At 35.0% G+C, this 21997-nt stretch carries 22 protein-coding genes and 1 pseudogene; all 23 read right to left on the reverse strand.

All coding sequences use genetic code 11. From position 1 onward, the window contains the following. Nucleotides 1–99: 99 nt before the first annotated feature. Nucleotides 100–498 (reverse strand): annotated as a pseudogene (locus DD829_RS01180) (metallophosphoesterase family protein); the annotation flags it as partial. A gap of 3 nt (nt 499–501) precedes the next feature. After that, entirely contained in the window at nt 502–828 is a 327-nt protein-coding gene (locus DD829_RS01185) for a hypothetical protein (RefSeq protein ID WP_116547454.1), read from the reverse strand. Beyond that, nucleotides 829–1032 (reverse strand): hypothetical protein, encoded by a 204-nt coding sequence (locus tag DD829_RS01190; protein WP_108410744.1) that lies wholly within the window; start codon nt 1030–1032, stop codon nt 829–831. Next, nucleotides 1029–1571: an RNA 2'-phosphotransferase gene (locus tag DD829_RS01195; protein WP_108410743.1), complete on the reverse strand. Its 543-nt coding sequence runs from the start codon at nt 1569–1571 to the stop codon at nt 1029–1031. The genes DD829_RS01190 and DD829_RS01195 overlap by 4 nt, the downstream gene beginning before the upstream one ends. After that, nucleotides 1555–3720 carry a TPR end-of-group domain-containing protein gene (locus tag DD829_RS01200; RefSeq protein ID WP_116547455.1) on the reverse strand — a complete coding sequence of 722 codons (2166 nt, stop codon included), beginning with the start codon at nt 3718–3720 and terminating at the stop codon, nt 1555–1557. The genes DD829_RS01195 and DD829_RS01200 overlap by 17 nt, the downstream gene beginning before the upstream one ends. Nucleotides 3721–3725: 5 nt before the next feature. Continuing rightward, the gene (locus tag DD829_RS01205; RefSeq protein ID WP_108409957.1) at nt 3726–4670 is read right to left on the reverse strand and encodes an ADP-ribosylglycohydrolase family protein; all 945 of its coding nucleotides are present in this window, start codon (nt 4668–4670) and stop codon (nt 3726–3728) included. Beyond that, nucleotides 4670–5356: an SIR2 family NAD-dependent protein deacylase gene (locus DD829_RS01210; RefSeq protein WP_108409956.1), complete on the reverse strand. Its 687-nt coding sequence runs from the start codon at nt 5354–5356 to the stop codon at nt 4670–4672. The genes DD829_RS01205 and DD829_RS01210 overlap by 1 nt, the downstream gene beginning before the upstream one ends. 128 nt (nt 5357–5484) lie before the next feature. Further along, complete coding sequence (locus tag DD829_RS01215; protein ID WP_108409955.1) at nt 5485–6471, reverse strand: AAA family ATPase; 987 nt, start codon at nt 6469–6471, stop codon at nt 5485–5487. After that, the gene (locus DD829_RS01220; protein WP_108409960.1) at nt 6468–6983 is read right to left on the reverse strand and encodes an O-acetyl-ADP-ribose deacetylase; all 516 of its coding nucleotides are present in this window, start codon (nt 6981–6983) and stop codon (nt 6468–6470) included. The genes DD829_RS01215 and DD829_RS01220 overlap by 4 nt, the downstream gene beginning before the upstream one ends. Then, complete coding sequence (locus DD829_RS01225; protein ID WP_108409954.1) at nt 6973–7881, reverse strand: ADP-ribosylglycohydrolase family protein; 909 nt, start codon at nt 7879–7881, stop codon at nt 6973–6975. The genes DD829_RS01220 and DD829_RS01225 overlap by 11 nt, the downstream gene beginning before the upstream one ends. 30 nt (nt 7882–7911) lie before the next feature. Continuing rightward, nucleotides 7912–8658, reverse strand: a complete 747-nt coding sequence (locus tag DD829_RS01230) for a DUF2971 domain-containing protein (protein ID WP_108409953.1) — start codon at nt 8656–8658, stop codon at nt 7912–7914. An 18-nt stretch (nt 8659–8676) separates the two neighbouring features. Beyond that, on the reverse strand, nt 8677–9912 hold the full coding sequence (locus DD829_RS01235; protein WP_228408097.1) for a TIGR02452 family protein: 1236 nt from the start codon (nt 9910–9912) through the stop codon (nt 8677–8679). 413 nt (nt 9913–10325) lie between these two features. Next, the gene (locus DD829_RS01240) at nt 10326–11234 is read right to left on the reverse strand and encodes an NAD(+)/NADH kinase (protein WP_108409952.1); all 909 of its coding nucleotides are present in this window, start codon (nt 11232–11234) and stop codon (nt 10326–10328) included. 176 nt (nt 11235–11410) lie between these two features. Continuing rightward, on the reverse strand, nt 11411–12415 hold the full coding sequence (locus tag DD829_RS01245) for an SPFH domain-containing protein (protein ID WP_076391080.1): 1005 nt from the start codon (nt 12413–12415) through the stop codon (nt 11411–11413). A 72-nt stretch (nt 12416–12487) separates the two neighbouring features. Continuing rightward, the gene (locus DD829_RS01250; protein WP_076391079.1) at nt 12488–12892 is read right to left on the reverse strand and encodes a hypothetical protein; all 405 of its coding nucleotides are present in this window, start codon (nt 12890–12892) and stop codon (nt 12488–12490) included. A 2-nt stretch (nt 12893–12894) separates the two neighbouring features. After that, complete coding sequence (locus tag DD829_RS01255) at nt 12895–13443, reverse strand: prolyl hydroxylase family protein (RefSeq protein WP_108409951.1); 549 nt, start codon at nt 13441–13443, stop codon at nt 12895–12897. 31 nt (nt 13444–13474) lie between these two features. Further along, nucleotides 13475–14017 carry an NADAR family protein gene (locus DD829_RS01260; protein ID WP_108409950.1) on the reverse strand — a complete coding sequence of 181 codons (543 nt, stop codon included), beginning with the start codon at nt 14015–14017 and terminating at the stop codon, nt 13475–13477. Between the two features lie 700 nt (nt 14018–14717). Then, entirely contained in the window at nt 14718–15413 is a 696-nt protein-coding gene (locus DD829_RS01265) for an NUDIX hydrolase (RefSeq protein WP_059135587.1), read from the reverse strand. Nucleotides 15414–15528: 115 nt separating this feature from the next. Then, nucleotides 15529–17325, reverse strand: coding sequence for a translation elongation factor 4 (lepA, locus tag DD829_RS01270; RefSeq protein WP_108409949.1), 1797 nt, complete (start codon nt 17323–17325; stop codon nt 15529–15531). 90 nt (nt 17326–17415) lie between these two features. Next, complete coding sequence (locus DD829_RS01275; RefSeq protein WP_108409948.1) at nt 17416–19215, reverse strand: hypothetical protein; 1800 nt, start codon at nt 19213–19215, stop codon at nt 17416–17418. 158 nt (nt 19216–19373) lie between these two features. After that, nucleotides 19374–20357 (reverse strand): hypothetical protein, encoded by a 984-nt coding sequence (locus DD829_RS01280; protein ID WP_123906776.1) that lies wholly within the window; start codon nt 20355–20357, stop codon nt 19374–19376. Nucleotides 20358–20379: 22 nt separating this feature from the next. Next, a complete protein-coding gene (locus tag DD829_RS01285) occupies nt 20380–21384 on the reverse strand; it encodes a hypothetical protein (protein ID WP_123906777.1) in 1005 nt (334 codons plus the stop codon). Between the two features lie 96 nt (nt 21385–21480). Further along, nucleotides 21481–21993: a hypothetical protein gene (locus tag DD829_RS01290; protein ID WP_076391070.1), complete on the reverse strand. Its 513-nt coding sequence runs from the start codon at nt 21991–21993 to the stop codon at nt 21481–21483. Nucleotides 21994–21997 lie beyond the last annotated feature (4 nt).

Below are 21997 nucleotides of genomic sequence, written 5' to 3' on the forward strand. Positions count from 1 at the left end.
TAAAAACCAAAACAGAAATACAATTAATTGGAAATCAAATAGTTAAATTAAAAAAAACATTATTCAAAATAATAAAAAAAATCTTCCGACCATGACTAACGAATATCCTGCGTGAATAAACAGTCGGTTTTTATCGTCGACATAATAGTTTTTCATCCGCTGGAAAAATTCAAGATGAACTTCAAGTTCTTCCAAAGAGAAATCTGAATAGCTTTCTACTGTGCTTTTTCCACCATTGAAAAGCCATACATCTTCACTTTTGCCGAAAGCAAGCCAGTCTTCCGTCCATGCATCATGATTTCCTTTAATAAAAATACATTCCTGCTTTTCGGCAAGGTCAATTAAAAAGCGGATTACCTCAGAAGATTCGCTCCAGCCATCAACATAATCTCCAAGAAAAATCAGGGTGTCATTTTCTGTAACAGCGGCTCTTTCCAAAACCTGCTTCAATGCTTTGAATCCTCCGTGAATGTCGCCTATTGCTAATGTTCTTTTCATATTTTATCTCCAAACACTAAATTCATATCTTATAAAATTTCGAAAGCAAAATTTTTTAACTTCTTCAATACAGTTTTCCCCAGAAAAATTTTTAATGAAGAATTCTTTCAATTCCTCAAAAGATTTTAAGCCTTTCATTAATTTCAACTGAATCAGATTTAATCTATTTATTGTTAAATAATACTCATAATCAAAATTGCCCGTAATTTTCCTTACCACATCTCCACTTTCACATCCATAAATTACAATTTTATCTTCTATTGAAAAGGTAATTGTAATATTAAAATGTTCTGTTTTTAAGCTGTATAATTCAAATTGGCAATCTTTCATTTATTTAAATCTGTTGTGATAATTCGGGCAGGATTCCACAATTTCCATTGCTTCAACTAATCTGCAATTCTTATGTTCAACAATAAAGTATAAAATACGTACGGTTCCCGCTCCTTTTCCAAATAATTCATTAACTTTTTCTTTTAAATCCTCTTTCTCAGGAGAAAAGCCTTTTACGGCTTCATCAAATTCCTGTGTTGTCATTTCGAAATATATTCTGCATCCACAAAATCTGTCAGCCAGACTTTGTTTTCGGAAAGGTAGAATAAGATTCCGTCTTCGTGCATTTTTCCTGTTTCTATGGTTAAAATGACAGGTTTTCCGTGACGCATTCCGACTTTGGTTGCGGTTTCTTTATCCTGACTTAGATGAACGTGCTGTCTGTTTCTCTTTTCAATTCCTTTTTCAAAGATGGATGCAAGATTGGTTTCTGCGGTTCCGTGGTAAAGAAATTCCGGTGGCTGTTGTGGTTTCAGCGCCAGATCAATATCAATCGAATGTCCCTGATTTGCACGGATTCTGGTTTTATCCTCGTTTAAAATAAAGCGTTTTTTATCGTTGGTTTCTACGACCTCATCCAATTCTTCCAGTATGAAAGCACGATTTTGTTTTGCGCATTTTTCCTGTAGTTCTTCCACATCTGCCCATCCATTTTCGTCTAAATTCAGCCCGATAACTTCGGGTTTGTGTCTAAGCACCAAGCTTAGGTATTTGCTTATTCTTTTTTTATGTTGTTCGTTCATTTTGTTTGTTTTGCTTATAATGGTTAATAAGATTAGTGAAATCTTCATCATTTCTTAAAGTCTCCCAATCATCATCAGTCTTAACATAATCAATAGTTACAAAGTTGTTGTCTAAAGATTCCTTTAGATATTTTAACGCGTTTTCTTTATCAGATAAAAGAGCATAAGCACAAGACATATTATACGAGTCTCCTTCCAATTCATATTGTCTTTCTGAAATTTTTAATGCATCTTCAAAATACTTACTATCTTTTAATAATTTTCCCAATTGAAGTAAGGCTGTTCCTAAATTAGTGAAGGCATCTGTATATTTTGGATCTAATTCTAATACGATTTTATATTTTTCAATACTATTTTTTAATAAATTCTCATCATTTTTATAATTTGCTAATTCTGATAATGCAATGCCCCAATTATAAAAATTACTAGCATCTTCAGGATCTAACTCTGATGCTTTCTTAAATTTATCACTACTTTCTTTATATAAGTCTTCATTAGAGCGGTATTTTGCTAGCTTTGATAGAGCTACTCCCCAATTATTAAAAATCTTTGCTTGCTTGGGATCTAGTTCAGATGCTTTTTTAAAAATGTCCAAACTTTCTACGAATAAATTTTCGTTTTCCGTTTCTGAAGCTAAGTCAGAAATAGCAATTCCCAAATTATATAAAAAACTAACGTTTTTAGGATCTAATTCTAATGCTAGTTTATATTTTTCAATGCATTCCCTATATAAATTTTCATTACTTCTAAGTCTTGCTAAATCTAGTAAAGAATTTCCCCAATTATAAAAAACATTAGCATTTTTAGAATTTAATTCCGATGCTTGCTTATACTTATCAAAACTTTCCTTAAATAAACTTTCATTTTTTTGCTTTCTAGCTAATCCTAATAAAGAATTTCCCCAATTATTAAAAATTTTGGGATTTTTAGGGTCAATATTTAATGCTTTTTTAAACTTATCAATGCTTTCTTTAAATAAAGCTTCATCATTTTTATATCTAGCCAATTCTAATAATAAATTTCCCCATTCATTGTAATACCAAGATAATTCTGACATATCTACGTAGTTTTTTTGTGCAACTTCATGTTCAAAAGACAATGCTAGTTCTTCGTTAAAATTTCCTTTTAGAATTGCATCAACAATTCTCTGTTTTAGATTTTCTTGTGTTCCTTCGGCCTCATATTCTGATATAGCTTTATCAATTCTATCATTACAACTAATAATCATTTTTTTAACATTATCATTAAGTTCATCATCATCATTAATTTCATTAATACTTTGCAGAACTGATTTAACAAATGTAAATGGTTTGCTAATAATTTCAGGAACTTCTAAATTTTTATCTAACTTAGAAAGTTCAGAGTGTAATTTTAAAAAAAATGAATCAGCATAATATCCTTCTATTCTATGAGCGTTTATATTCGGTGTTTCAATAAACTCTGTAACATCTTTATCTTTTTCAGTAAATTTATTTTTTACCCAAAATAAATCATTTGAAAAGCTGCCTAAAGACTTTATTTTTTCAAAAATCCCATCATTACCACTATATCCAACAACAATCCAAGTCCTTCTCGTTTTTATTGCATTAAATAATCTTAAAACCTCGTCTTCAACTTTTCCTAACTCATCTGGATTATTTAACAACCATTGTCCAAAATATTGTCCATGCAAATAAATAACAGAGTTTTTCCTAATATCTGTAGTTGTAATAGTTTTTATATTAGAAATATCGTAAACCGGAGGTAAAAAATTATATAACGTACATGCTTTTAAAATTAAATCATCAAAGTTTACCGTTACAATGTAGTCTACATATCCTAATTTTAAAAGTTGAGCTAAATATATATTAGTTATGTTTAGCTTAACTCTTTTTCTAGTTACATAAAAATGAAATAAATCACGTCTTTCATCTGCAGTTAAAGCTCCCATTAATTTATAATAATCAGCTTCACCTTTATGTGTAAATTCTTTTATTATTGGATTATCTCGAAACTTTTTTTTAATATGCCTTACAATAACATTTGTCAAGGGAATTCCTGCCGATACAGAAGTTCCGGCTCCCAAGAAAACAATTGCTTTTTCTCTTCCTTCTTCTTTATGAGCTTTATTCAATAAATAAGCAAGATATTCTATTGTATTTTTATTCATTACTATTAAGTTTTATTACAACAATTTTCTAATTTAATACACAATTTCTCAATATCCTCTTTCCTCGCCAAAACATCAACCCACTCTTTCGGAATACTTTCAAAATCGTAATATATTCCGGCAATTCCGCCTGTGATGGCTCCGGTTGTGTCGGTGTCTTCTCCCAGATTGACGGCTTTTAAAACGGCTTCAGTATAATTTTCAGACTTCAGAAAGCACCATAATGAAGCTTCGAGACTGTGAAGAACGTAACCTCCTGAACTGATGGAATCTTCATGATATTCTGAAATGTCATTCTTTAAAACCCTTCCAAAAAGCTGTATCTCTTTCGGGTTAAAGCCCTGAATTTCTGCAAATTGCAACACCGTTTTCTGAGTATACTGATACGCTTCTTTTTTATCTTTACCTTTGATTAATTCAATTGCAAAAATTACATAAATAAAGCAGGCAAACACCGAGCGAAAATGTCCGTGTGTGATTGCAGAGACTTCTTTTACCGTCTGATAGAGCTTTTCAATATTTTCTTCGTCTTTAAGGTAGAAAGCCAACGGAAGTGTTCTCATTAAAGAACCGTTTCCGTTATCTTCTTCAAAAATATTTCCCGAAAATTTTGCGCTTTCTCCTTTTATTAATCTTGCGATAGAATGCCTTGTTGTTCCGCCAATATCGAACAATCTTCCGTGAGCCGTCCAATGTCCGTATTTTACCCACTTCACAAAGCTTTGTCCGATTTTTTCCAGATCATAGCCTTTTGTTAGGTTTTCGGCAATACAAAGCGTTAACGAACTGTCGTCGCTCCACGTTCCTTTCGGCTGGTTCCACGATCCGAATTCCCGCATATTTTCAACAGGAAACGCTTTTAAAGTTTCTCTGGTTTTAAATTCCACCGGAACGCCTAAAGCATCACCCACACAAACTCCGAAAATTCCGGCTTTTATTGTGTTTTCCATTATGCAAGATTTACCAGTTTGTCAAAAAGCAGTTTCATTCCCTGCGTTGCAGTTTCTTTCATCACAACGGCTCTCTGTCCGTACCCGAAACCCGTTTCGTTGGGGTTGATCACGATTAAAAGACAGTCATCCTTGATATCATGAATTAATCCCGCTGCAGGATACACCTGTAAAGACGTTCCGATTACCAAAAATATATCGGCTTCTTTTGCCATTTTCGTAGCTTCTCTCATCAATGGAACGTCTTCTCCGAACCAGACAATAAATGGTCTTAACTGCGCTCCGTCTTCTGCTTTATCGCCGATGTTGATGTCATCTTTCTGCTCATAAATCAGGTTTTTATCGCTGCATGAACAGGATTTGAATAACTCGCCATGTAAATGTAAAATATTCGTAGATCCTGCTCTTTCATGCAGATCATCGATATTCTGGGTAATGATCTGAACTTCAAAATGTTTTTCCAGTTCTGCCAATAATCGATGTGCATCATTCGGCTCTACTTCGTGAAGCTGTCTTCGTCTCTGGTTATAAAATTCAAGAACCAAAGCTCTGTCTTTTCGCCATCCTTCCGGACTTGCCACATCTGTGATGCTATGATTTTCCCAAAGACCGTCTCCGTCTCTGAAGGTTTTTATTCCGCTTTCGGCACTGATTCCGGCGCCGGTTAATATGGTTAGTTTTTTCATTTGTTTGTTATTTTAGTTTTTTAAGCGCGAAGATTTTTTTACTACTATCTGTTTTTAAGTTCGCAAAGGTACTTCGACAAGTTCAGTATAAACTATTCACTCAGCGAAGATCTCAAAAAGTATTTATTCTAAAGTTTTTTCTTTTCTGCAATAAGTTTTTCAATATTTTCAATTGCTTTTTGTTCTCGTTCTTCCCAGCTTCCGGAAATTTCCAGAAAATTTATGTTGTTTTGTTTTAATAGGTTTCTGTGGCTTTCATCCAGTTTATTTCTTTCATCAATTTCAAGCCTTGTTCCGTCCTGAATGTATTCTGCATCTTTGGTGGAATAAAGATAGAGATCAGCTTTATTTTTCTCAATAATTTCTTCCGGAACGGATAATTTTTTTCCAAAAATAAACTCAGCATAGGATTGAGTTATGTGAATATCCGTATCAATCAGCGTTAAAAAGCTTTTGCTGTGATCCGTATTTTCAATTCTTTGGGCGTGTTCTGTGGATACTTTTTCCAAATCCTCAAAATCAAATTCTTTTGAATCTGAAATAAGATCTCTTCCTGCTTCTGAGGCTTTATTGGCTTTAAAATATTCTGCTACATTATTCGTCATTGTTGTTTTCCCGGTAGATTCCGTTCCGAGAAAAACCACTTTTAAAGCAAAATATTCCTGAACAGAGCGCGGAAGGAAATTCCAGTTTTCAAATAGGTTTCCGCGAATTTCTGAAGCCGAAATCTGAATATTTTCCCTGTCTTCATCAAACATAAAATGATCAATATCCATGATTACGGAAAGCATTTCTCCATATTCTTCGGAAGTTACCAGAAAGTCTTCATCTTTGAAATATTCTTTTAAAACCTCACTCCATTTCTTAGAAACGTCCCAATCTGAAACCGAAGTGTTTGGAAAATCATTCTCTTTATATTTAAAAACTTTCACTTTCAGGTCTTTGTTATCCGGAAAAATGTCTTTTATCCATTGTTTTCTGATATTTCCGTCTATTTTTTCTTTTTCTTCCGCACATATCAAAACAGTTATGCTTCCTTTTTCCAAAGCAAATTCAATCATTTTCTGATGACCGATGTGGAATGGATAAAATTTCCCGAATACAAAGCCTTTCATCTTATTTCTTTTAAAAATTCCATATAAATTATTTCATTTTCATCATCAAAACAGACGAAAACGACTTTTTCTATGATCTCCGATTTAAAGTTTTTCACTTCATCTATGGCAATTTTTGCCGCCAATTCTTTTGGGAACCGATAAATTCCTGTGCTGATGTTGGGAAAAGCGATGGTTTTCACATCCAGACTTTCTGCCAATTTCAATGAATTTATATAGCAATTTGCCAATAATTTCGACTCTTTTTCTTCATTTCCATTCCAGACCGGACCAACCGTATGAATGACGTATTTCGCAGGGAGATTTCCGCCGGTTGTAACGACTGCTTCTCCTGTTTTGCATTTGCCCTGTCGGTTTCGGATTTCTATACATTCATCAAGAATCTTTTTTCCTCCTGCTCGATGAATGGCTCCGTCTACTCCGCCACCGCCCAATAAGGAAGAGTTGGCTGCGTTAACGATAGCGTCTGCTTCTATTTTGGTGATGTCTCCTTTTATTAATTCAATGTTCATAAAATCTGCTTTTTTTCCAATCCTCAACATTCTTTGTCCAATCCGGAATTGACTCTTCATTGCAGCTTAAAATACTTATTCCTCCTGCCATTGCGCAGGTTGTATCTCTGTCGCCTAACGCAGAAACGGTATTCCAAAGACATTCTTCAATATTGTTCCGGTATCTCGAAAGCATCCAGAGTACAATCGGAACGGTGTCCTGAGCGGTCATTTTTATTCCATTTCCCAATGTTTTGACCAATAACTTAATGCTTGGATTTCCGTCTAAATATAAGACTTTGTTCAGTTTACTTTTCATATCAGAATCCTTCAATTCAGACTGAATTTTTTGAATAAATTCCTGCTGATTCAACTGTATCAATCCTAATTTTTCCTGAATGACAAAAGCTGCGGCTAATGCAATGGCTTTTGTGCCTTCTATTGCTTCTTTGTTGGCGTGGGTAACTTCACAGGACAGTTCTGCATTTGTTTTAATCTGATCCAGATCATCATGAAAATAAGCTCCGATTACAGAAGCTCTCATCGCTCCTCCGTTTCCCATAGAACCTTGTCCTCCAAATTTTGAATAGGAAACTTCTTTCCAGTTTTCACCATCCTTTACTGCTCTGAAATATTGATGCATTGAAGGTCCGTAACCTCGATTAATATCAAGATAATAATTTTGGGTAAACTCTTCCGCCAGAAAATCCTGATTGATTTGTCCGAATTTTTCCAATGATTTGAAAACAGCAATTGCCATAATGGTATCATCCGTAAAATCCAGAGTGCTTTCAGGAATGATTCTTTGATGGATGTGCATTCTGATCATACTTTCTTCACCAAAGAAACTTTCCCCAAAAGCATCACCAATGGAAATCCCCGTAAGTGATTTTGAAGCGAGTAAGAGTTTATCTTTCATTATTTTAACCTTAATTTATCTCTTTTCAATTTATAAGATTTGTTCTTTATAAAACTTGAACTCATCTTTTTTTCTCATCATCTGATAAAACCTAATTTCTTTGTCACATAATTTATTAATAATATATTCTTTTTCTTCATGTTTCATGTTTAATCCAAATATTATTGATTTTAAACAGTTTTCGTTGTATGTAAATTTTCCATTAAGATATGTGACAATCCTGTATTCATCTTCATATGACCATACCTTTGATTTATTGAATAAAAATTTGATCAGATCATCATTCTTAGGATTTATATTCGAAAGACTAAATATTTTATCTGAATAATTTACCTTGTCAAATTTATATAAATGCGATAAAGAACTATTTTCTTCAATATATTTCAAATCCAATTCTTTTAAGTCATTAAAACTATATTCTATGCAAAATCCTCTATGTGAATTACCATAATGTGCCCACATTAACGCGTTATCATAAACTTTAGAAAGAGAATAAATTCCACTATGTTCATAGTGTACTTTCATTAAGTTTTCTAAAGCATTTTTGTACGCATCAACATTTTCTTGTTCATCCTTTTTTATTTTCAGAAATGAAACAGCTTTCAATCCTAAAGTTAAATTTTTCTCAAACTCTTTCAACGAAAACGAAGCTTCTGTCGGATCATTTAAACTCAGAATTTTTGAACACCAAATTTCATTATTGGAAATCATATCAATGTCTCTAATGAAGTCATTATTATCCAAACCTACATTTCCTCTATACTTATATAATAACATAATTAAATTTTTTTGCTTTTACTGATTAATTTCTTCAAACGGCTTTATCATTTCCTCCTTTTTCGAGAGAATGGCAAAGACCACCCTTTTAAATTTATTTTTATACTTCCCAAGAAGATGCTTTTTGAATAATTCGGCAATTTCTTTCGGATCATTTTTAAAAACTCCGCATCCCCAAGCTCCTAAAATTAAAGTTTCATTTCCTTTGTTTAAAGCTAAAGCGAGCATTTTATCGGTTCTTACATCCATCGCTCCGAAGATTTCGTGGGCTCTTTCTGGTTCCTGACGTTTTACAACACCTGCGTTTACTGCGGGAGAGGTGATGAAATTACACAAAACAGGCTGATCCAGCAATTCTCCTTTATCTTTCCTGAAAACGGGAACTTTCGGGCTGTAAATCATCATATCCGTATAAAAACAGGATTCCATAGCACGGTGGGTTTCGTAATATTCCCAACCCTGAAGCAGACTGTCGTGAAGTCCGGAAGTTCTTGCCAAACTTTCTTCCTGAGCTTCGGCTCCGCTGATGAAACCGCCACCGGGATTTTTTGCTGATGCAAAATTCAGGCACATTAGTTTCTCGTGATCTTCTTCTGCGGCTAACTGTAAAATGGCTTTCAGGGAACTGCATCTCCAGACTTCAAACTTAGTGTCGAAGTGGGTTTCCGGAAGTTCGTTTTTTGTCATTTCCGACAGTTCTTCCGAGGAATACAAAACGGTTTCTTTAATACAAGTTTCCATTTCGTTTTCGATGTTTATTTTTTCGTTGTTTTCGTTGATATAATATTTTTTAGCTAAGATCTCCAATGTATCTTTCGCCATTCCTTTATTTGTCATGGTTAGTTTTTTAATGTTTATCAATAGATTTTCCAGTTGTTCATTTGCTGCTTTTTTGAAGTCTTTTCCCATGAAAACTTTTGTCACTTCAATATTGCCGACAATTGCCTGATTAAATTCTTCGAGTTCTTCGGAAGGAATCCAGAGTTCATTGTGATTTCTGGCTCCTACGTTTTGTGAGGGATATTTGCTGACTACTTCCTCAGAAACTTCAAACTTTGTAACAAAACCGAGATAATTTCCGGCTTCGTCTCGTGTGTTCCATTTTTCTGCGATTTCGGAAGCGTATTCTTCATTCAGAACGGGGTAGAAAATGGTTTGCCAGTTTAATCTTGGAGGGAATTTTTTATAATTGCTTTCGATGATTAAGAGCATTTCTTTTTCTCCGACGGGTCTGTATAAAGTTGTTGTTTTCATCTTGTGCTTTTTTATATTCTTAACTTATTCTTTTTTTAACGCAAAGCCCGCTAAGATTTTTGTTACTACTAAACGTTTTTAAGTTCGCAAAGGCTTTCTACTCAGCTAAGATCAGAGAGTTCTATTAAATTTATAATTTTTGATAATGATCTGTTTCCTTCTGACTGTGGGTTTGCTTCGTCGCCTTTTAAATATTTTATTGTTTTCATGGTTTGTTTTTATTTTTTTAACACAAAGCCCGCTAAGTTTTTTTTACTACTAAATGTTTTTAAGTTCGCAAAGTTACTTCGACAAGCTCAGCATAAACTATTCACTTAGCTAAGATCACAAAGAGTTTTTCAAGGTGAAGTTTTAAATTTCTGAGGGTTTTTTTTGTTTCGCTTTTAAATATATTATTGTTTTCATGGTTGTTTTTAATTTAAAACTAAAACTGCTTCATCGTCAGAAAGCCTGATTTCTGCTGTTGCTCCGCTGTTGAACTGTAGAAAATCCTGCTCAATTCCGTCGCTAAATATAAAACCATTATTCGGCATTAGTGATTCGATGATTAATTTGCTTCCTTTTCTTAATTTTCCGCTGCAGATATCGGTTTGCGTTCGGATGCTTTTGAAAGGTTCTCTTACTGCAAAATACAAATCTTCTTCATTCAGCTGCGGATATTTTAAAGCTGTTTCGCCTAAAATTCCGAACGCCATATTGAAAATGGAACTCAGCCAGCCTGTACTTCCTGTTTTTGTGGAAACTATGATTCCGCTGGAAGAATGGGTTTCTTCTTTTCCGTTCAGCATAATTTTGTATCTCGCGGAAGAATGTGAAGAAATTCCTACAAATAAATCATTCACTGCCCGTAATTTTTGTCCGTCATTCAGTACAGCTTCGGCAAACTTCATTTTTTTTGAACTAAAATTTCCATTCATCACAGCTTGTACGCCTTTTAAAAAGTTTTTTGCTGTGAAGGGAAGCAAAACGCCGTCATATCTTTTGGGATCGGGATTCACCGCAATGATTGGAATGTGTTTGGAATATTTGGCAACATTGGCTACCAAACCGTCCTGTCCTACCACTACAATCAGGTTGTTTTCGGAGAAAATATAGGAGGGAACAAACTCTCTTTCAATCACTTTATTTTTAATGATTTTGGAAAGCTGGGTCTGAACTTCCAGAAATGACTGACCGAATTTTTCGTGTTCATCCACATATTCCTGAAAATTTCCTCCGGAACTTTCAATATAAAACTTCGCCTGAGCCTGCGTGTTGAATCTTTCGACCAGAGATTCAAGACGGGTTTTATTTTTGATGATGATGGCGTATTCTAGTTTCATTTTTTTAATTATTCAGAAGTTTTTATTTTAACACAAAGTCTGCAAAGTTTTTATTTTACTACTAACTGTTTTTAAGGTTCGCAAAGGCGCTCTGCTCAGCAAAGACGATAACCTATTTTATCCTTTTTTTGAGACTGTTAACTGCTTCCAACTTTGCTCTTCCCTCTTCCAGCCTCTTACTTTTTCAAAATACTATCCAACAAATCGGGACTGATATTCAGGTTTCCGATTTTTCCGGCGTTTTCTGCCAATTCCCTGAATGCTAAAGCGATGTTATTTCTCGCATCCTGTCTTCCGCTCAAAGCAGTGAGGACTTTCCAGTCGATTTCTTTGTATGGTTTTAAGGAAGTTTCCAGAATATAACCTTGTGTTTCTGCTTCTTTTCTGTCGTTTTCCGTTTTTTGCTCGATCAGTTTTTTTCTCTGGTTTTCTACAGAAATATCGGCGGCAATTTTCATTTCACGAAGGATTCTGTTGTTTTCTTCCTGCTGAACTTCGGTTTCCATCCTTTTTTCTTCAATCTGCTTTTGTTTTTCTTCAACCGCAATTTCCGTATTCAGCTCAGATTCTTTGATTTTTCTTTCCTGTTCCACTGCAAAATTTCTCCTTTCATAAATCGCTTCATCGGCTTGCTGCTGAAGTTTTTCCCTTGTTTCCGTTTCCAAAGCTCTTGCCATTTCCGGAGTGGTCTGAACGGCTAAAATATTGGCTCCCAGAATTTCAATTCCCATGCTTTTAATGGATTCGGAATCTATTAATCCTTTCAGAATATGATCTTCAATCTGTTTGGCAGAACGGATAGCATCTTTTAAATTGAGCTGATGAATGAATGATGAAGTCGCTGTCTGTGCGAGATTGATGATTCTCTGGTTCAGCTTTTCAATGTCATTCTTTTTGTAAACTCCTTCTCCGTCCACGGTAAAATCCAGCGTGTTGGAAAGAGCTTTCGGATCGGTCACTTTATAGCTGATCTGTCCCTGAATTTTCACAGTCTGATAATCGTTCGTGTTCTCATTAAAGATAAACGGCAGATCGTTGCTTCCCAAAGGAATCGCCACAATAGACGAATTGGGAGCGAAATAAAAGAACGATAAACCTCTTCCTTCTCTGGCGATCTTTCCATTTTTAAAATGAAGAACGTACGTCATAGAATCAAATTTGATGTGTGTAAATCCAAACATAGCTTTATGATTTTTAGTGAAACAATTTGTTAATTTTCGTGTATTTTTTACGCAAATTATGGGTAAAATTTTTTACACTTTTATTTTATTCAGAGCAAAACACTTTTCGATATTTTTTAATGTTCCGCTTTTTCTTTTTTCATCGGTATTGAAATCAACCGCCAGAAAATGAGTGCATAGATCAATTCCAAACGTATCTCTTTCATAATTTGAAGTAAATCCTCCGATAACTTTCCATTTTTCCGCTTTTGTTTTAAAAGAATTGGCAAAATATCTGGGTCTTTTTCCGACATGAAGAATGGTTACCTTCTCTGTTTTATCTTTTAAAAATTCCATCATTAATGTATCGGCTCCCGAAAAATCTCCGATGATAAACTCACACTCATCAAGGTTGAATTTCTTTAACGGTTCAATATAAAACTGCTGAAACTTTTCCCAGGATACATTTCCGTTTCCTGAAACATATATCTTTTTCATTTTTAAGTCTTTAAATACATTACATCTGTTCTTAAAACATATTTCTGTCCGCTGATCAGTGTTTTCCCTTCGTGTCTCAAAGGATGATAGAAAACCAACGCAGAGCCTTTCTTCGGAGCTACAGTGAACAAGTGTTCAAATTCTGTTTCTCCGCCTTCGAAATCGTCATTCAGGTAGATTAAAAAAGTATAAAAGCTTTTTTCATTCTCATTTCTGATGTAGCTCCCATCATGATGCATTTTGAACTGCTGTCCCGGAGAATATTTATAAATTCTGAACATTTCATTAAAGCCCGAAACTTCATCATTTTCATGAATCTGAGGAAGAAATTCAACTGCTCTTTGAAAAAGATTTTCGGCTAAATTATTATCAAAAATCATCAATCTATCGTTGTTTCGGATTCCTTTGCTCATAACCTGTCGACCTCTCATATTAATTTTCGCTTCCTCAAAGACTTTATCCTTCGTCATTTCAATATAATGATCGCATTTTTGATCCGAAAGGAAATTTTCTATTAAAAATATCTGAGGATGGAGTTCTGTTTTTTTCATGATTTCTAATTGGTTTACGGTTATTGTGTTTTTACCCTCTTAATTCGTCTCTTACTTCCATTAAAGCAAATCCTAATAAATTTTCACCATTCCATTTTGAAGGATCTTTGGCTTTTGCATTGGTTTCCAGCATTCCGATTCCCCAGATTTTATCGTACGGACTTGCCTCTACTAAAATTGTATCGTCTGTTGAAAGCAGAAATTCTTTAAATTTTTCATTTTGTGAAAATTTCAGAAAATTTCCCTGTTTCACGATTTCATATTTATGTTCGTTCCAGATTTCCGGATCAAAGTTTCTGACTTTTCTGCCTAAACTTTTTGCCTGATTCGGAGTTTCTGCTTTTAAAATCTGCTCTAAAATTTCATGATCATTAAATAATCTCGCTTTTCCTGCCATCATATAATGTTCTGCTGTTCTGTAAATGTTTCCGTTTTCTTGAAACTCAAAAGGAAACCACTGACTGAAGCAGGCTTTTGTAACTTCATCTTTCACGGTATGTCCCCAAAAGAAAAGAAATTCCGGGTTTTCTTTTTGATGAAATTTTTCGATGGTATTATTTAATGTATATTTCATGATTGCGTTATTTTTACACAAATTTAAAGGAATATGATTTTATCTTCCAAATTTATTTGTGTTATTTTTACGCTAAATATTTTAATTGATTGATTTTCAGTGTTAAAAATTTATTTTATTGAAACACGAATGGCGCAAATTTTATTTATGCTTTAGATTTTGGCTAAAGCTGGTTTGAAATTATTTTATTTAAACACGAATGGCACAAATGTTTTCACAAATGGCTCAAATTTTATTTATGCTTTAGATTTTGGCTAAAGTCGGTTTGAAATTATTTTATTCAAACACAAGGGGCACAAATGTTTTTCACAAAGGACACAAGTATTTATTGGTTTTATGTTTAGGCTAAAGCCAATTGAAATCTTTTAATTGAAAGAACGGACTAAAGTCCGTTTCAAATGATATTGAAATCGTGATCGTAATTGACTTGATAAGCTGATTTTATTTAAACACGAATGGCGCAAATGTTTTTCACAAAGGACACAAATTTTTAATCAATTAATATAGAGGGTAAAATTTACACACAATGTGTCATTCTGAAACAGCCTGAAGGGATGAGAACGAAGTTCAAAGAATCTATTATTATGTTTAAGTTTAAAGATTCTTCATTCCGCTTCGCTTCATTCCGAATGACAGCGAACGCAACAGAATCATTCGTGAAAATTCGTGTAAATATTTGTGCTATTTGTATTTAAAAAAACTATTTGATTTCGAAATAAAATCCCTGCTCTTCCAGTTCCTTGTATTTTTCCTGATTAAAAGTGAAGAGTTTTCCGGGTCTTCCGCTGCCTTCTTTTTTAAGATTATTGGTTTCATTAAGCAATCCGTAGCTCATGATCTTTTTGCGGAAATTACGGCGGTCTATTTCTTTTCCGATGATGGTTTTGTATAGGTTTTCAAGATCTGAAAAGGCGAATTCATCGTTTAAAAGATTAAAACCGATCGGCTGATACTGGATTTTCGTGCGAAGCCTTTTTAAGGCAATATCAATAATGGATTGATGATCAAAAGCCAGTTTCGGAAGCTGATTGACGCTGAACCATTGTGCATCTTCGGCATCAGAATCGGCGAACAATTCATGATAGGATGGATTGACAAGTCCTAAATAAGCGATGGAAACTACGCGGTTTCGGGGATCTCGACCAACGTTTCCAAAAGTGTACAGCTGCTCCAAAAAATCGGGCTTTATTCCTGCTTCTTCGTGGAGTTCGCGTTTTACGGCATCATCAAGGTTTTCATCATCCAAAACCAGACCTCCGGGAAGCGCCCAACCTCCTTTGAAAGGCTCGATATTTCTTTTAATGAGAAGGATCTGCAGATCTTTTTTATCAAAATATCCGAAAATTACTGCATCTACAGCCACTTTTATATCCTGTAATTTTTTTGGAGACTCCATTGTTTTAATTTGCGTTACGAATACACAAAGTTACGAATTCATATCTTAAAAACAAAAATCCACAGAAATAATCTGCGGATTTACTTTTATCTTTTTTCCTGGTTCTTTTAACTTCCTAGTCATTCAGCTTCAAAACAGCCATAAACGCCGATTGCGGTACTTCTACCCTACCAATCTGCTTCATTTTTTTCTTACCTTCTTTCTGCTTTTCCAAAAGTTTACGCTTTCTGGAAATATCACCTCCGTAACATTTTGCGGTAACGTCTTTTCTTAACGCTTTAATGGTTTCCCTTGCAATAACTTTCGTTCCTAAAGCCGCCTGAACGGCAATATCAAACTGCTGTCTTGGGATCAGTTCACGAAGCTTTTCACACATTTTCTTACCAATGTAATAAGCATTTGAATCGTGAATCAATGAAGATAAAGCATCCACCATATCTCCGTTGATCAGGATATCCATTTTTACAAGCTTGGAAGCTCTGAATCCGATCGGATGATAATCGAATGAAGCATACCCTTTAGAAATGGATTTCAGCCTGTCGTAGAAGTCGAAAACTACCTCAGCCAAAGGCATATTGAAGATTAATTCTACTCTGTCCGAAGTCAGGTAACTCTGGTTAACGATTTCTCCTCTTTTTTCGATACAAAGCGTCATTACCGAACCCACAAAATCAGATTTTGTAATGATAGAAGCCTTAATATAAGGTTCTTCTACTCTGTCCATCGTGGTAGGATCCATCATTTCCGATGGGTTATTAATCATAATCGGAACTTCAGGTTCTTTTTTAGTATACCCGAAGTAAGATACGTTGGGAACCGTAGTGATAACGTTCATGTTGAACTCTCTGTCCAGTCTTTCCTGAACGATTTCCATGTGAAGCATTCCTAAGAATCCGCAACGGAAACCGAAACCAAGCGCCGCAGAACTTTCAGGTTCGAAAACCAGAGAAGCATCATTCAGTCTTAATTTTTCAAGAGAGAATCTTAATTCTTCAAAATCCTCAGAATCAATCGGATAAATTCCGGCAAAAACCATTGGTTTCACTTCCTCAAAACCTTCAATCGGTCCTGCTGCAGGTTTTTCAAAAGAAGTGATTGTATCTCCTACTTTTACTTCTCTAGCATCTTTAATTCCGGAAACCAGATATCCTACATCTCCACATTCTACCGATTTCTTCGGAACCTGCTTCAATTTCAGTGTTCCCACCTCATCAGCTCCGTATTCTTTCCCGGTTGCGAAGAATTTAATTTTTTCGTTTTTAGAAATACTTCCGTTTACCACTTTAAAGTAAGCCTCAATTCCTCTGAACGGATTATAAACCGAATCAAAGATCAAAGCCTGCAGCGGCGCATCCGGATCTCCTACCGGAGCCGGAATTCTTTCTACAATCTGCTCAAGCAAATGGTGAACTCCTTCTCCTGTTTTTCCGGAAACCCTTAAAACATCTTCATAGTCGCAACCGATCAGGTTCATAATTTCGTCGGTTACTTCTTCAGGATTTGCGGAAGGAAGGTCGATTTTATTCAGAATAGGAATGATCGTTAAATCATTTTCCAATGCTAAATATAAATTACTGATTGTCTGTGCCTGAATACTCTGTGCCGCATCTACAATAAGAAGCGCTCCTTCGCAGGCAGCAATGGAACGGGAAACTTCGTAAGAAAAATCTACGTGTCCCGGTGTATCAATAAGGTTTAAAATATATTTTTCTCCTTTGTATTCATAATCCATCTGGATGGCGTGGGATTTTATGGTAATTCCACGTTCTTTCTCCAAATCCATATCATCCAGTGTCTGAGACTGCAATTCTCTCTGAGTCACCGTATTGGTATATTCCAAAAGACGATCCGCCAAAGTACTTTTACCGTGGTCGATGTGGGCGATTATGCAAAAATTTCGTATGTTTTTCATTTAAGAATCTTGTAATTTGCAAAGATAACAAAATGCAGGATAATTCCTTAGTGTAAATTTTGAAGAACAAAAATTTAATTTTAAGCCTTTTTAATTTCCAAAATTCACGAAATGCGGAATGTCTGTGGTAAAGCCGTTCATGGGCAAAAGGTTGTTCCGGTTGCTGTTGAAATCGAACAATGAATTATTGTCAAAAGGAACTTTTGGATAATAGGTGAAGGAAATCTGGATGCGGTTGAAGACCAGAAAAGGATTATTAATAAGAACACCAATTCCTATTTTTGTATTGACGTTTGTTTTTAACAATTTTTCATCAGGCATTGCCAACCAGCCTGCTGCTGCTGTTAAGTAAGGACTGAAATGAAAGTTTTTCCAGGTCTTATTAACGAAAAGCTGAAGCTGATAGCGCAGAACGAGTTTTTTTGTCCCGATATAATCTGCGCTGTACACCGGAAACTCATCGCCTGCGGAGAGATTGATGCGGTCTCTGTAAGAATAGTTCTGCTGCGGATTTCCCAAGGCTAAAGTGGGAGAAAAAAAGTGTCTTGCACTGGCAAACTTCCAATCCATAAGATTCGTGAAATACGTCCCATCTAACCGGAAAGACTCCCTGTTTTGCCTGTCTTCGTTGAAGAATCTTCCGAATTGCGCTTTCACACTAAAATATCCGATGTTGGTAAAATCTCCGTATGCCGCGGAAATTCCTGCATACGGAATGATTCTGTTGCTTCTTGATAAACCTCCCGCCGTAAGGCTCGCCGAAGTTCCGTACGCAATATCCTCCGGAAGATCGTACTGAAAGATATTTTTCTGAACAGAAAATTTTCGCTGTATAAATCCTACAGACGCCAGAAAACTGCTGTAAGAGGTAAAGTAATCGTACTTGTCTATTGCAGGATTGTCTTTGTACTGATAATTCTGAAATCTTCCGATTAAAGCAATATTGCTGGAAACTTTTTCTGAAGTTTTTGAGGCAATGGGAATCTGGTAACCTCCCCATAAATCCTGACTGTACACTTTAATCTGAGCTTCAGGAAAAACGGTTTCGGATTCGATCGGCAGCAAAACCCGGCGCATAAAATATTCAAAATTAAATCCTCCTGCCCATTTCGTTAAAGGAGAGAAAAAATCGCGCGTTGCACTGAGGCTGATTCTTTCATTTCTGGCAAAATCTCTTTCTCCCAAAATCTGTGCATTGATGTAGGAACCCCATAAATTGTATGCGGTGTAACTTCCGAGTAAATAATTCTGTTTTTCTTTGGAATCGTTCCGGTACAGAAAACTTAAATCATGCCCCATACCGAGAAAATTTTCTTCGGTAACGCCTAACCCGATTTTACTGCCGGAATAGCTTGCTCTGGGTTTAAGACTCCACGAATCCAGCACTTTTACGATTACATCGATAGAATCTTTGGTGGAAGTACTGTCGGAAATACTGATGTTTACCCTGTTGATAAAAGGCATGGTTCTCAGCAGACGTTCAGATTCGTAGATTTTCTGGGCATTGTATTCCTCTCCTTTTTGGAAAAGTAAATAATTGTTAACCGTGGAAATTCTTGTATTGGAGTGAAGATGATTGGTAAACCAGTCGTACCATCTGGATTTTTCTTTTTTGTCCTGAGAACCATAGCCAAAAGGATCTATGGTTTCTATTTTAATATTTCTGATGTATTTTCCGTCGTGCGTTTCCTGCACCACTCTTTCGGTGGTTGTTTTTACAGAAACGGAATCTGCTTCTCTACGAAATATAAAACGGTGAAGGAATTTGGTAAATTTTCTCTTATCTGAAAATTTTTCAATTTTATAATAGATCGAATCTTTTTTTTCCTGTGCGTGAAAAAAGAAGAAACAATTAAAAATAAGAGCTAAAATTACGATCGACTTGTTCATTTACCATCTGAAATTCGGTAAATTTTGTAGTATCAATTTACAAGCCATTAAAGTGCTGAATATTTTTTTTGCTGAGTAAAGAATCTTTTTAATTGGCAGAAAGTTTAAAAGAGAGACGAGCTGTCTCTCTTTTTTATGGTAATTCATCAAAAATATCATTAAAATCGTACTCGCCTGTCATCGGATCGATGTAAATTATGACTCAGCTTATTCGGATTAAAAAGTAGTGCATCTGCAATTCCGCCGACTAATCCAAACATGATTCCTAATTTAATATCATATTGAGGCGGAAATAAACTTGAAGGTTTTGCGACGATGTAAAATCCTTTTTCATTTTTTAACAGCTCCTGAAATCCTGAATAGGTATTTTTAAACGCTTTTCCGTTTTCTACATAGATAAACATTTTACGGGAAGGAATTTTCATTTTCTTTCTGTTTTCGGTTTTTACAGCCCTGTCTAATGTTCCATTTTCCCATCGCTCCAAAGTGTAGCCTTCTTCTGGAGTCTGCCTGAAAAACGAATTGTAATCCAGATAGATTCCTTCTTTCAGGGCTTCATTTTTAAAGGCAGGATAATTATTTACATAGTTTTGATAATTGGAAATATCATCCAAGGTAAGATCATATTTTGAAGGTTTGGATTTATATGTTTTTTCAAGATACAAAGAAAAAAGATGATGCATATTTCTCACCATCGCATCGGCAACATCTCTGTGACTGAACATAAATGTGGTGTCTTTTTTATACAGAAAATGATACTTCCCCTCTTCTTTCACAAAGCTTTGCAGGGAAAATTTCATGGTTCCGATGTTTTTCCTTTCGTACGTTTCTTTTACAGATAATTTAAGATCATTGAGAACCACCACAAGATCCTGCTTCCCTCCTTTCAGATTGCTTTTACGATACCATTCGGAAAGATCGTCTTCCGGACTGTTCTGAAACGAAACTTCTCTCATTTCTTTACCATCTCCAAATGGCAGAACCCCGATTGTTCTATCTTTTCTGTTATCAATAACAATTAATGAGCTGTAATCTCCTTCACCATTATTGGGAATACTGCCTTTTAGTTTTATGATTTCTTTATTCTGTCCAAAAGAAACAATCACCAGACAAGTCATGATAACCTGCAAAAACTTCTTCATCATTAAATTTTTTAAATTAAAATTACTCGGTAAAAACATATTCTCCGGTAAGCGGATCAATATAAATAGCAGACAAATTTTCAGGTTTATCTCTTGCGACTTTTCCGGAATCGAGTGCTGCACCGATCATTCCGCCGACAATTCCGCCCATCATCACACCAATCATGGCGCCGTTATTAACATTCTGAGGCGGAAACAGCTCAAGTCTTGAAGAAACTACATAATATCCTTTATCATCTTTCTGCATTTCTAAGAAGCCAACAGGCGTAAGTCGGTATGCTTTTCCGTCTTCCACACATCCAAAAACATACTCGGCGGATAAAAGAAGATCTTCCCTGTTTTTAATCCCGATAACTTTTCCTTTTTTATTTTTATCTACATAATATCCTTCTTCCGGCTTTTGAAGAGAAAAAGATCTGAAATCTTTATACACTCCGTTTGTAAGTTCAGGAACTATAAGATATTTGATATTTTTGCCTACGATTTCCTCATAATTATGAAGATCAGACTCAGCAATTGGAGTACTCAAAGCGATGTGCGAGTAAGAATCTTTAATTAAAGTGGAAAAAATAGTTTCTATGGCTACAGATATTACTCTTGGGATGTTGGGCGTTAATTTTGAATTGAAATCTACCGTACTGTTGTACCGGTTAATGAAATAATATTTGCCGTTCCTGTTGATAAAACTGCTGATTTTAACCTTTGCATTTGCCAAGCCTGTGTTTTTAAAATCATCAATCCTGATTTCTTCCAACAACAAAACAATATCGTTATTATTTCCTTTGGTCTTATTATCGTTTGCAAACCAGTCTTCTACATATTTTTTGAGATTCTCATTTTCAAACTTCAACTGAACATTTTCTTTTTTGTACGTAACAGTTCCTAAATCTTTTTCAGTTCTGTTATCAATCAGGGTTAAAGACTTTACCCGTGAGAATTTATCTTTAATACTTTGGTTGAGCTTTATATATTCAGTTTTCTGCGCTGTTAAAAAACATGAAAACATCAAAAACAAAATTATCTTCATCGTTAAAAATTTTCGCAAAAATATAGTTTTAATTTAAAATTAAACGACCCTCACAAATAAATTGCAAGGGTCGTCCAACATTAAAAAAATAAACTATTATGGGTTTTGTCTTGAAGCGTTATTACTGCCATTATTTCCGTGAGGTTTTCTTTCGTTCATTTTATCTCTCATCATTCCCTCAGACTGGAAAAGCTTCAAAACTTTTTGGCATGGTATTACTTTCTGCATTTTGTCTGCATATTTCTTCCTGTTATCGAGCAGCTTCTGCCCTACTTCAAAACTCTGCTGAAGCTTGGCTTTTGCCTCTTCATCCGATAAGTTTTCAGGGTTAAAATCAGAATTAAACTGGCTTTTTATCTGCTTCTGGCTTTCCAGATATTCATTATAAATATCGGTAAACTCTTCCTTATCACTGGGATCAATATCCAGATTATCCATCACCATATTATTCCTGAACTTCATCAGAAGATTCTTTCTTTCCTCAGGAGAAAGATTATTGATGATCTCCTTTCTCTGTTTAGGATCCATCTTCTTCCAGTCATAATCTGTCCTTTGGGCATTCAGACCAAAACTATAGATAATAAAAAGCGTAAATAATATCTTTTTCATTTTC

It is taken from the genome of Chryseobacterium sp. HMWF035 (genome assembly GCF_003094695.1).
GTDB classification, from domain to species: Bacteria; Bacteroidota; Bacteroidia; order Flavobacteriales; family Weeksellaceae; genus Chryseobacterium; species Chryseobacterium gambrini.

Excerpts from the sequence above, each read along its gene's own strand:
- DD829_RS01185 (WP_116547454.1), bottom strand. The coding sequence starts at position 828 with ATGAAAGATTGCCAATTTGAATTATACAGCTTAAAAACAGAACATTTT.
- DD829_RS01190 (WP_108410744.1), bottom strand. The coding sequence starts at position 1,032 with ATGACAACACAGGAATTTGATGAAGCCGTAAAAGGCTTTTCTCCTGAG.
- DD829_RS01195 (WP_108410743.1), bottom strand. The coding sequence starts at position 1,571 with ATGAACGAACAACATAAAAAAAGAATAAGCAAATACCTAAGCTTGGTG.
- DD829_RS01200 (WP_116547455.1), bottom strand. The coding sequence starts at position 3,720 with ATGAATAAAAATACAATAGAATATCTTGCTTATTTATTGAATAAAGCT.
- DD829_RS01205 (WP_108409957.1), bottom strand. The coding sequence starts at position 4,670 with ATGGAAAACACAATAAAAGCCGGAATTTTCGGAGTTTGTGTGGGTGAT.
- DD829_RS01210 (WP_108409956.1), bottom strand. The coding sequence starts at position 5,356 with ATGAAAAAACTAACCATATTAACCGGCGCCGGAATCAGTGCCGAAAGC.
- DD829_RS01215 (WP_108409955.1), bottom strand. The coding sequence starts at position 6,471 with ATGAAAGGCTTTGTATTCGGGAAATTTTATCCATTCCACATCGGTCAT.
- DD829_RS01220 (WP_108409960.1), bottom strand. The coding sequence starts at position 6,983 with ATGAACATTGAATTAATAAAAGGAGACATCACCAAAATAGAAGCAGAC.
- DD829_RS01225 (WP_108409954.1), bottom strand. The coding sequence starts at position 7,881 with ATGAAAGATAAACTCTTACTCGCTTCAAAATCACTTACGGGGATTTCC.
- DD829_RS01230 (WP_108409953.1), bottom strand. The coding sequence starts at position 8,658 with ATGTTATTATATAAGTATAGAGGAAATGTAGGTTTGGATAATAATGAC.
- DD829_RS01235 (WP_228408097.1), bottom strand. The coding sequence starts at position 9,912 with ATGAAAACAACAACTTTATACAGACCCGTCGGAGAAAAAGAAATGCTC.
- DD829_RS01240 (WP_108409952.1), bottom strand. The coding sequence starts at position 11,234 with ATGAAACTAGAATACGCCATCATCATCAAAAATAAAACCCGTCTTGAA.
- DD829_RS01245 (WP_076391080.1), bottom strand. The coding sequence starts at position 12,415 with ATGTTTGGATTTACACACATCAAATTTGATTCTATGACGTACGTTCTT.
- DD829_RS01250 (WP_076391079.1), bottom strand. The coding sequence starts at position 12,892 with ATGAAAAAGATATATGTTTCAGGAAACGGAAATGTATCCTGGGAAAAG.
- DD829_RS01255 (WP_108409951.1), bottom strand. The coding sequence starts at position 13,443 with ATGAAAAAAACAGAACTCCATCCTCAGATATTTTTAATAGAAAATTTC.
- DD829_RS01260 (WP_108409950.1), bottom strand. The coding sequence starts at position 14,017 with ATGAAATATACATTAAATAATACCATCGAAAAATTTCATCAAAAAGAA.
- DD829_RS01265 (WP_059135587.1), bottom strand. The coding sequence starts at position 15,413 with ATGGAGTCTCCAAAAAAATTACAGGATATAAAAGTGGCTGTAGATGCA.
- lepA (WP_108409949.1), bottom strand. The coding sequence starts at position 17,325 with ATGAAAAACATACGAAATTTTTGCATAATCGCCCACATCGACCACGGT.
- DD829_RS01275 (WP_108409948.1), bottom strand. The coding sequence starts at position 19,215 with ATGAACAAGTCGATCGTAATTTTAGCTCTTATTTTTAATTGTTTCTTC.
- DD829_RS01280 (WP_123906776.1), bottom strand. The coding sequence starts at position 20,357 with ATGAAGAAGTTTTTGCAGGTTATCATGACTTGTCTGGTGATTGTTTCT.
- DD829_RS01285 (WP_123906777.1), bottom strand. The coding sequence starts at position 21,384 with ATGAAGATAATTTTGTTTTTGATGTTTTCATGTTTTTTAACAGCGCAG.
- DD829_RS01290 (WP_076391070.1), bottom strand. The coding sequence starts at position 21,993 with ATGAAAAAGATATTATTTACGCTTTTTATTATCTATAGTTTTGGTCTG.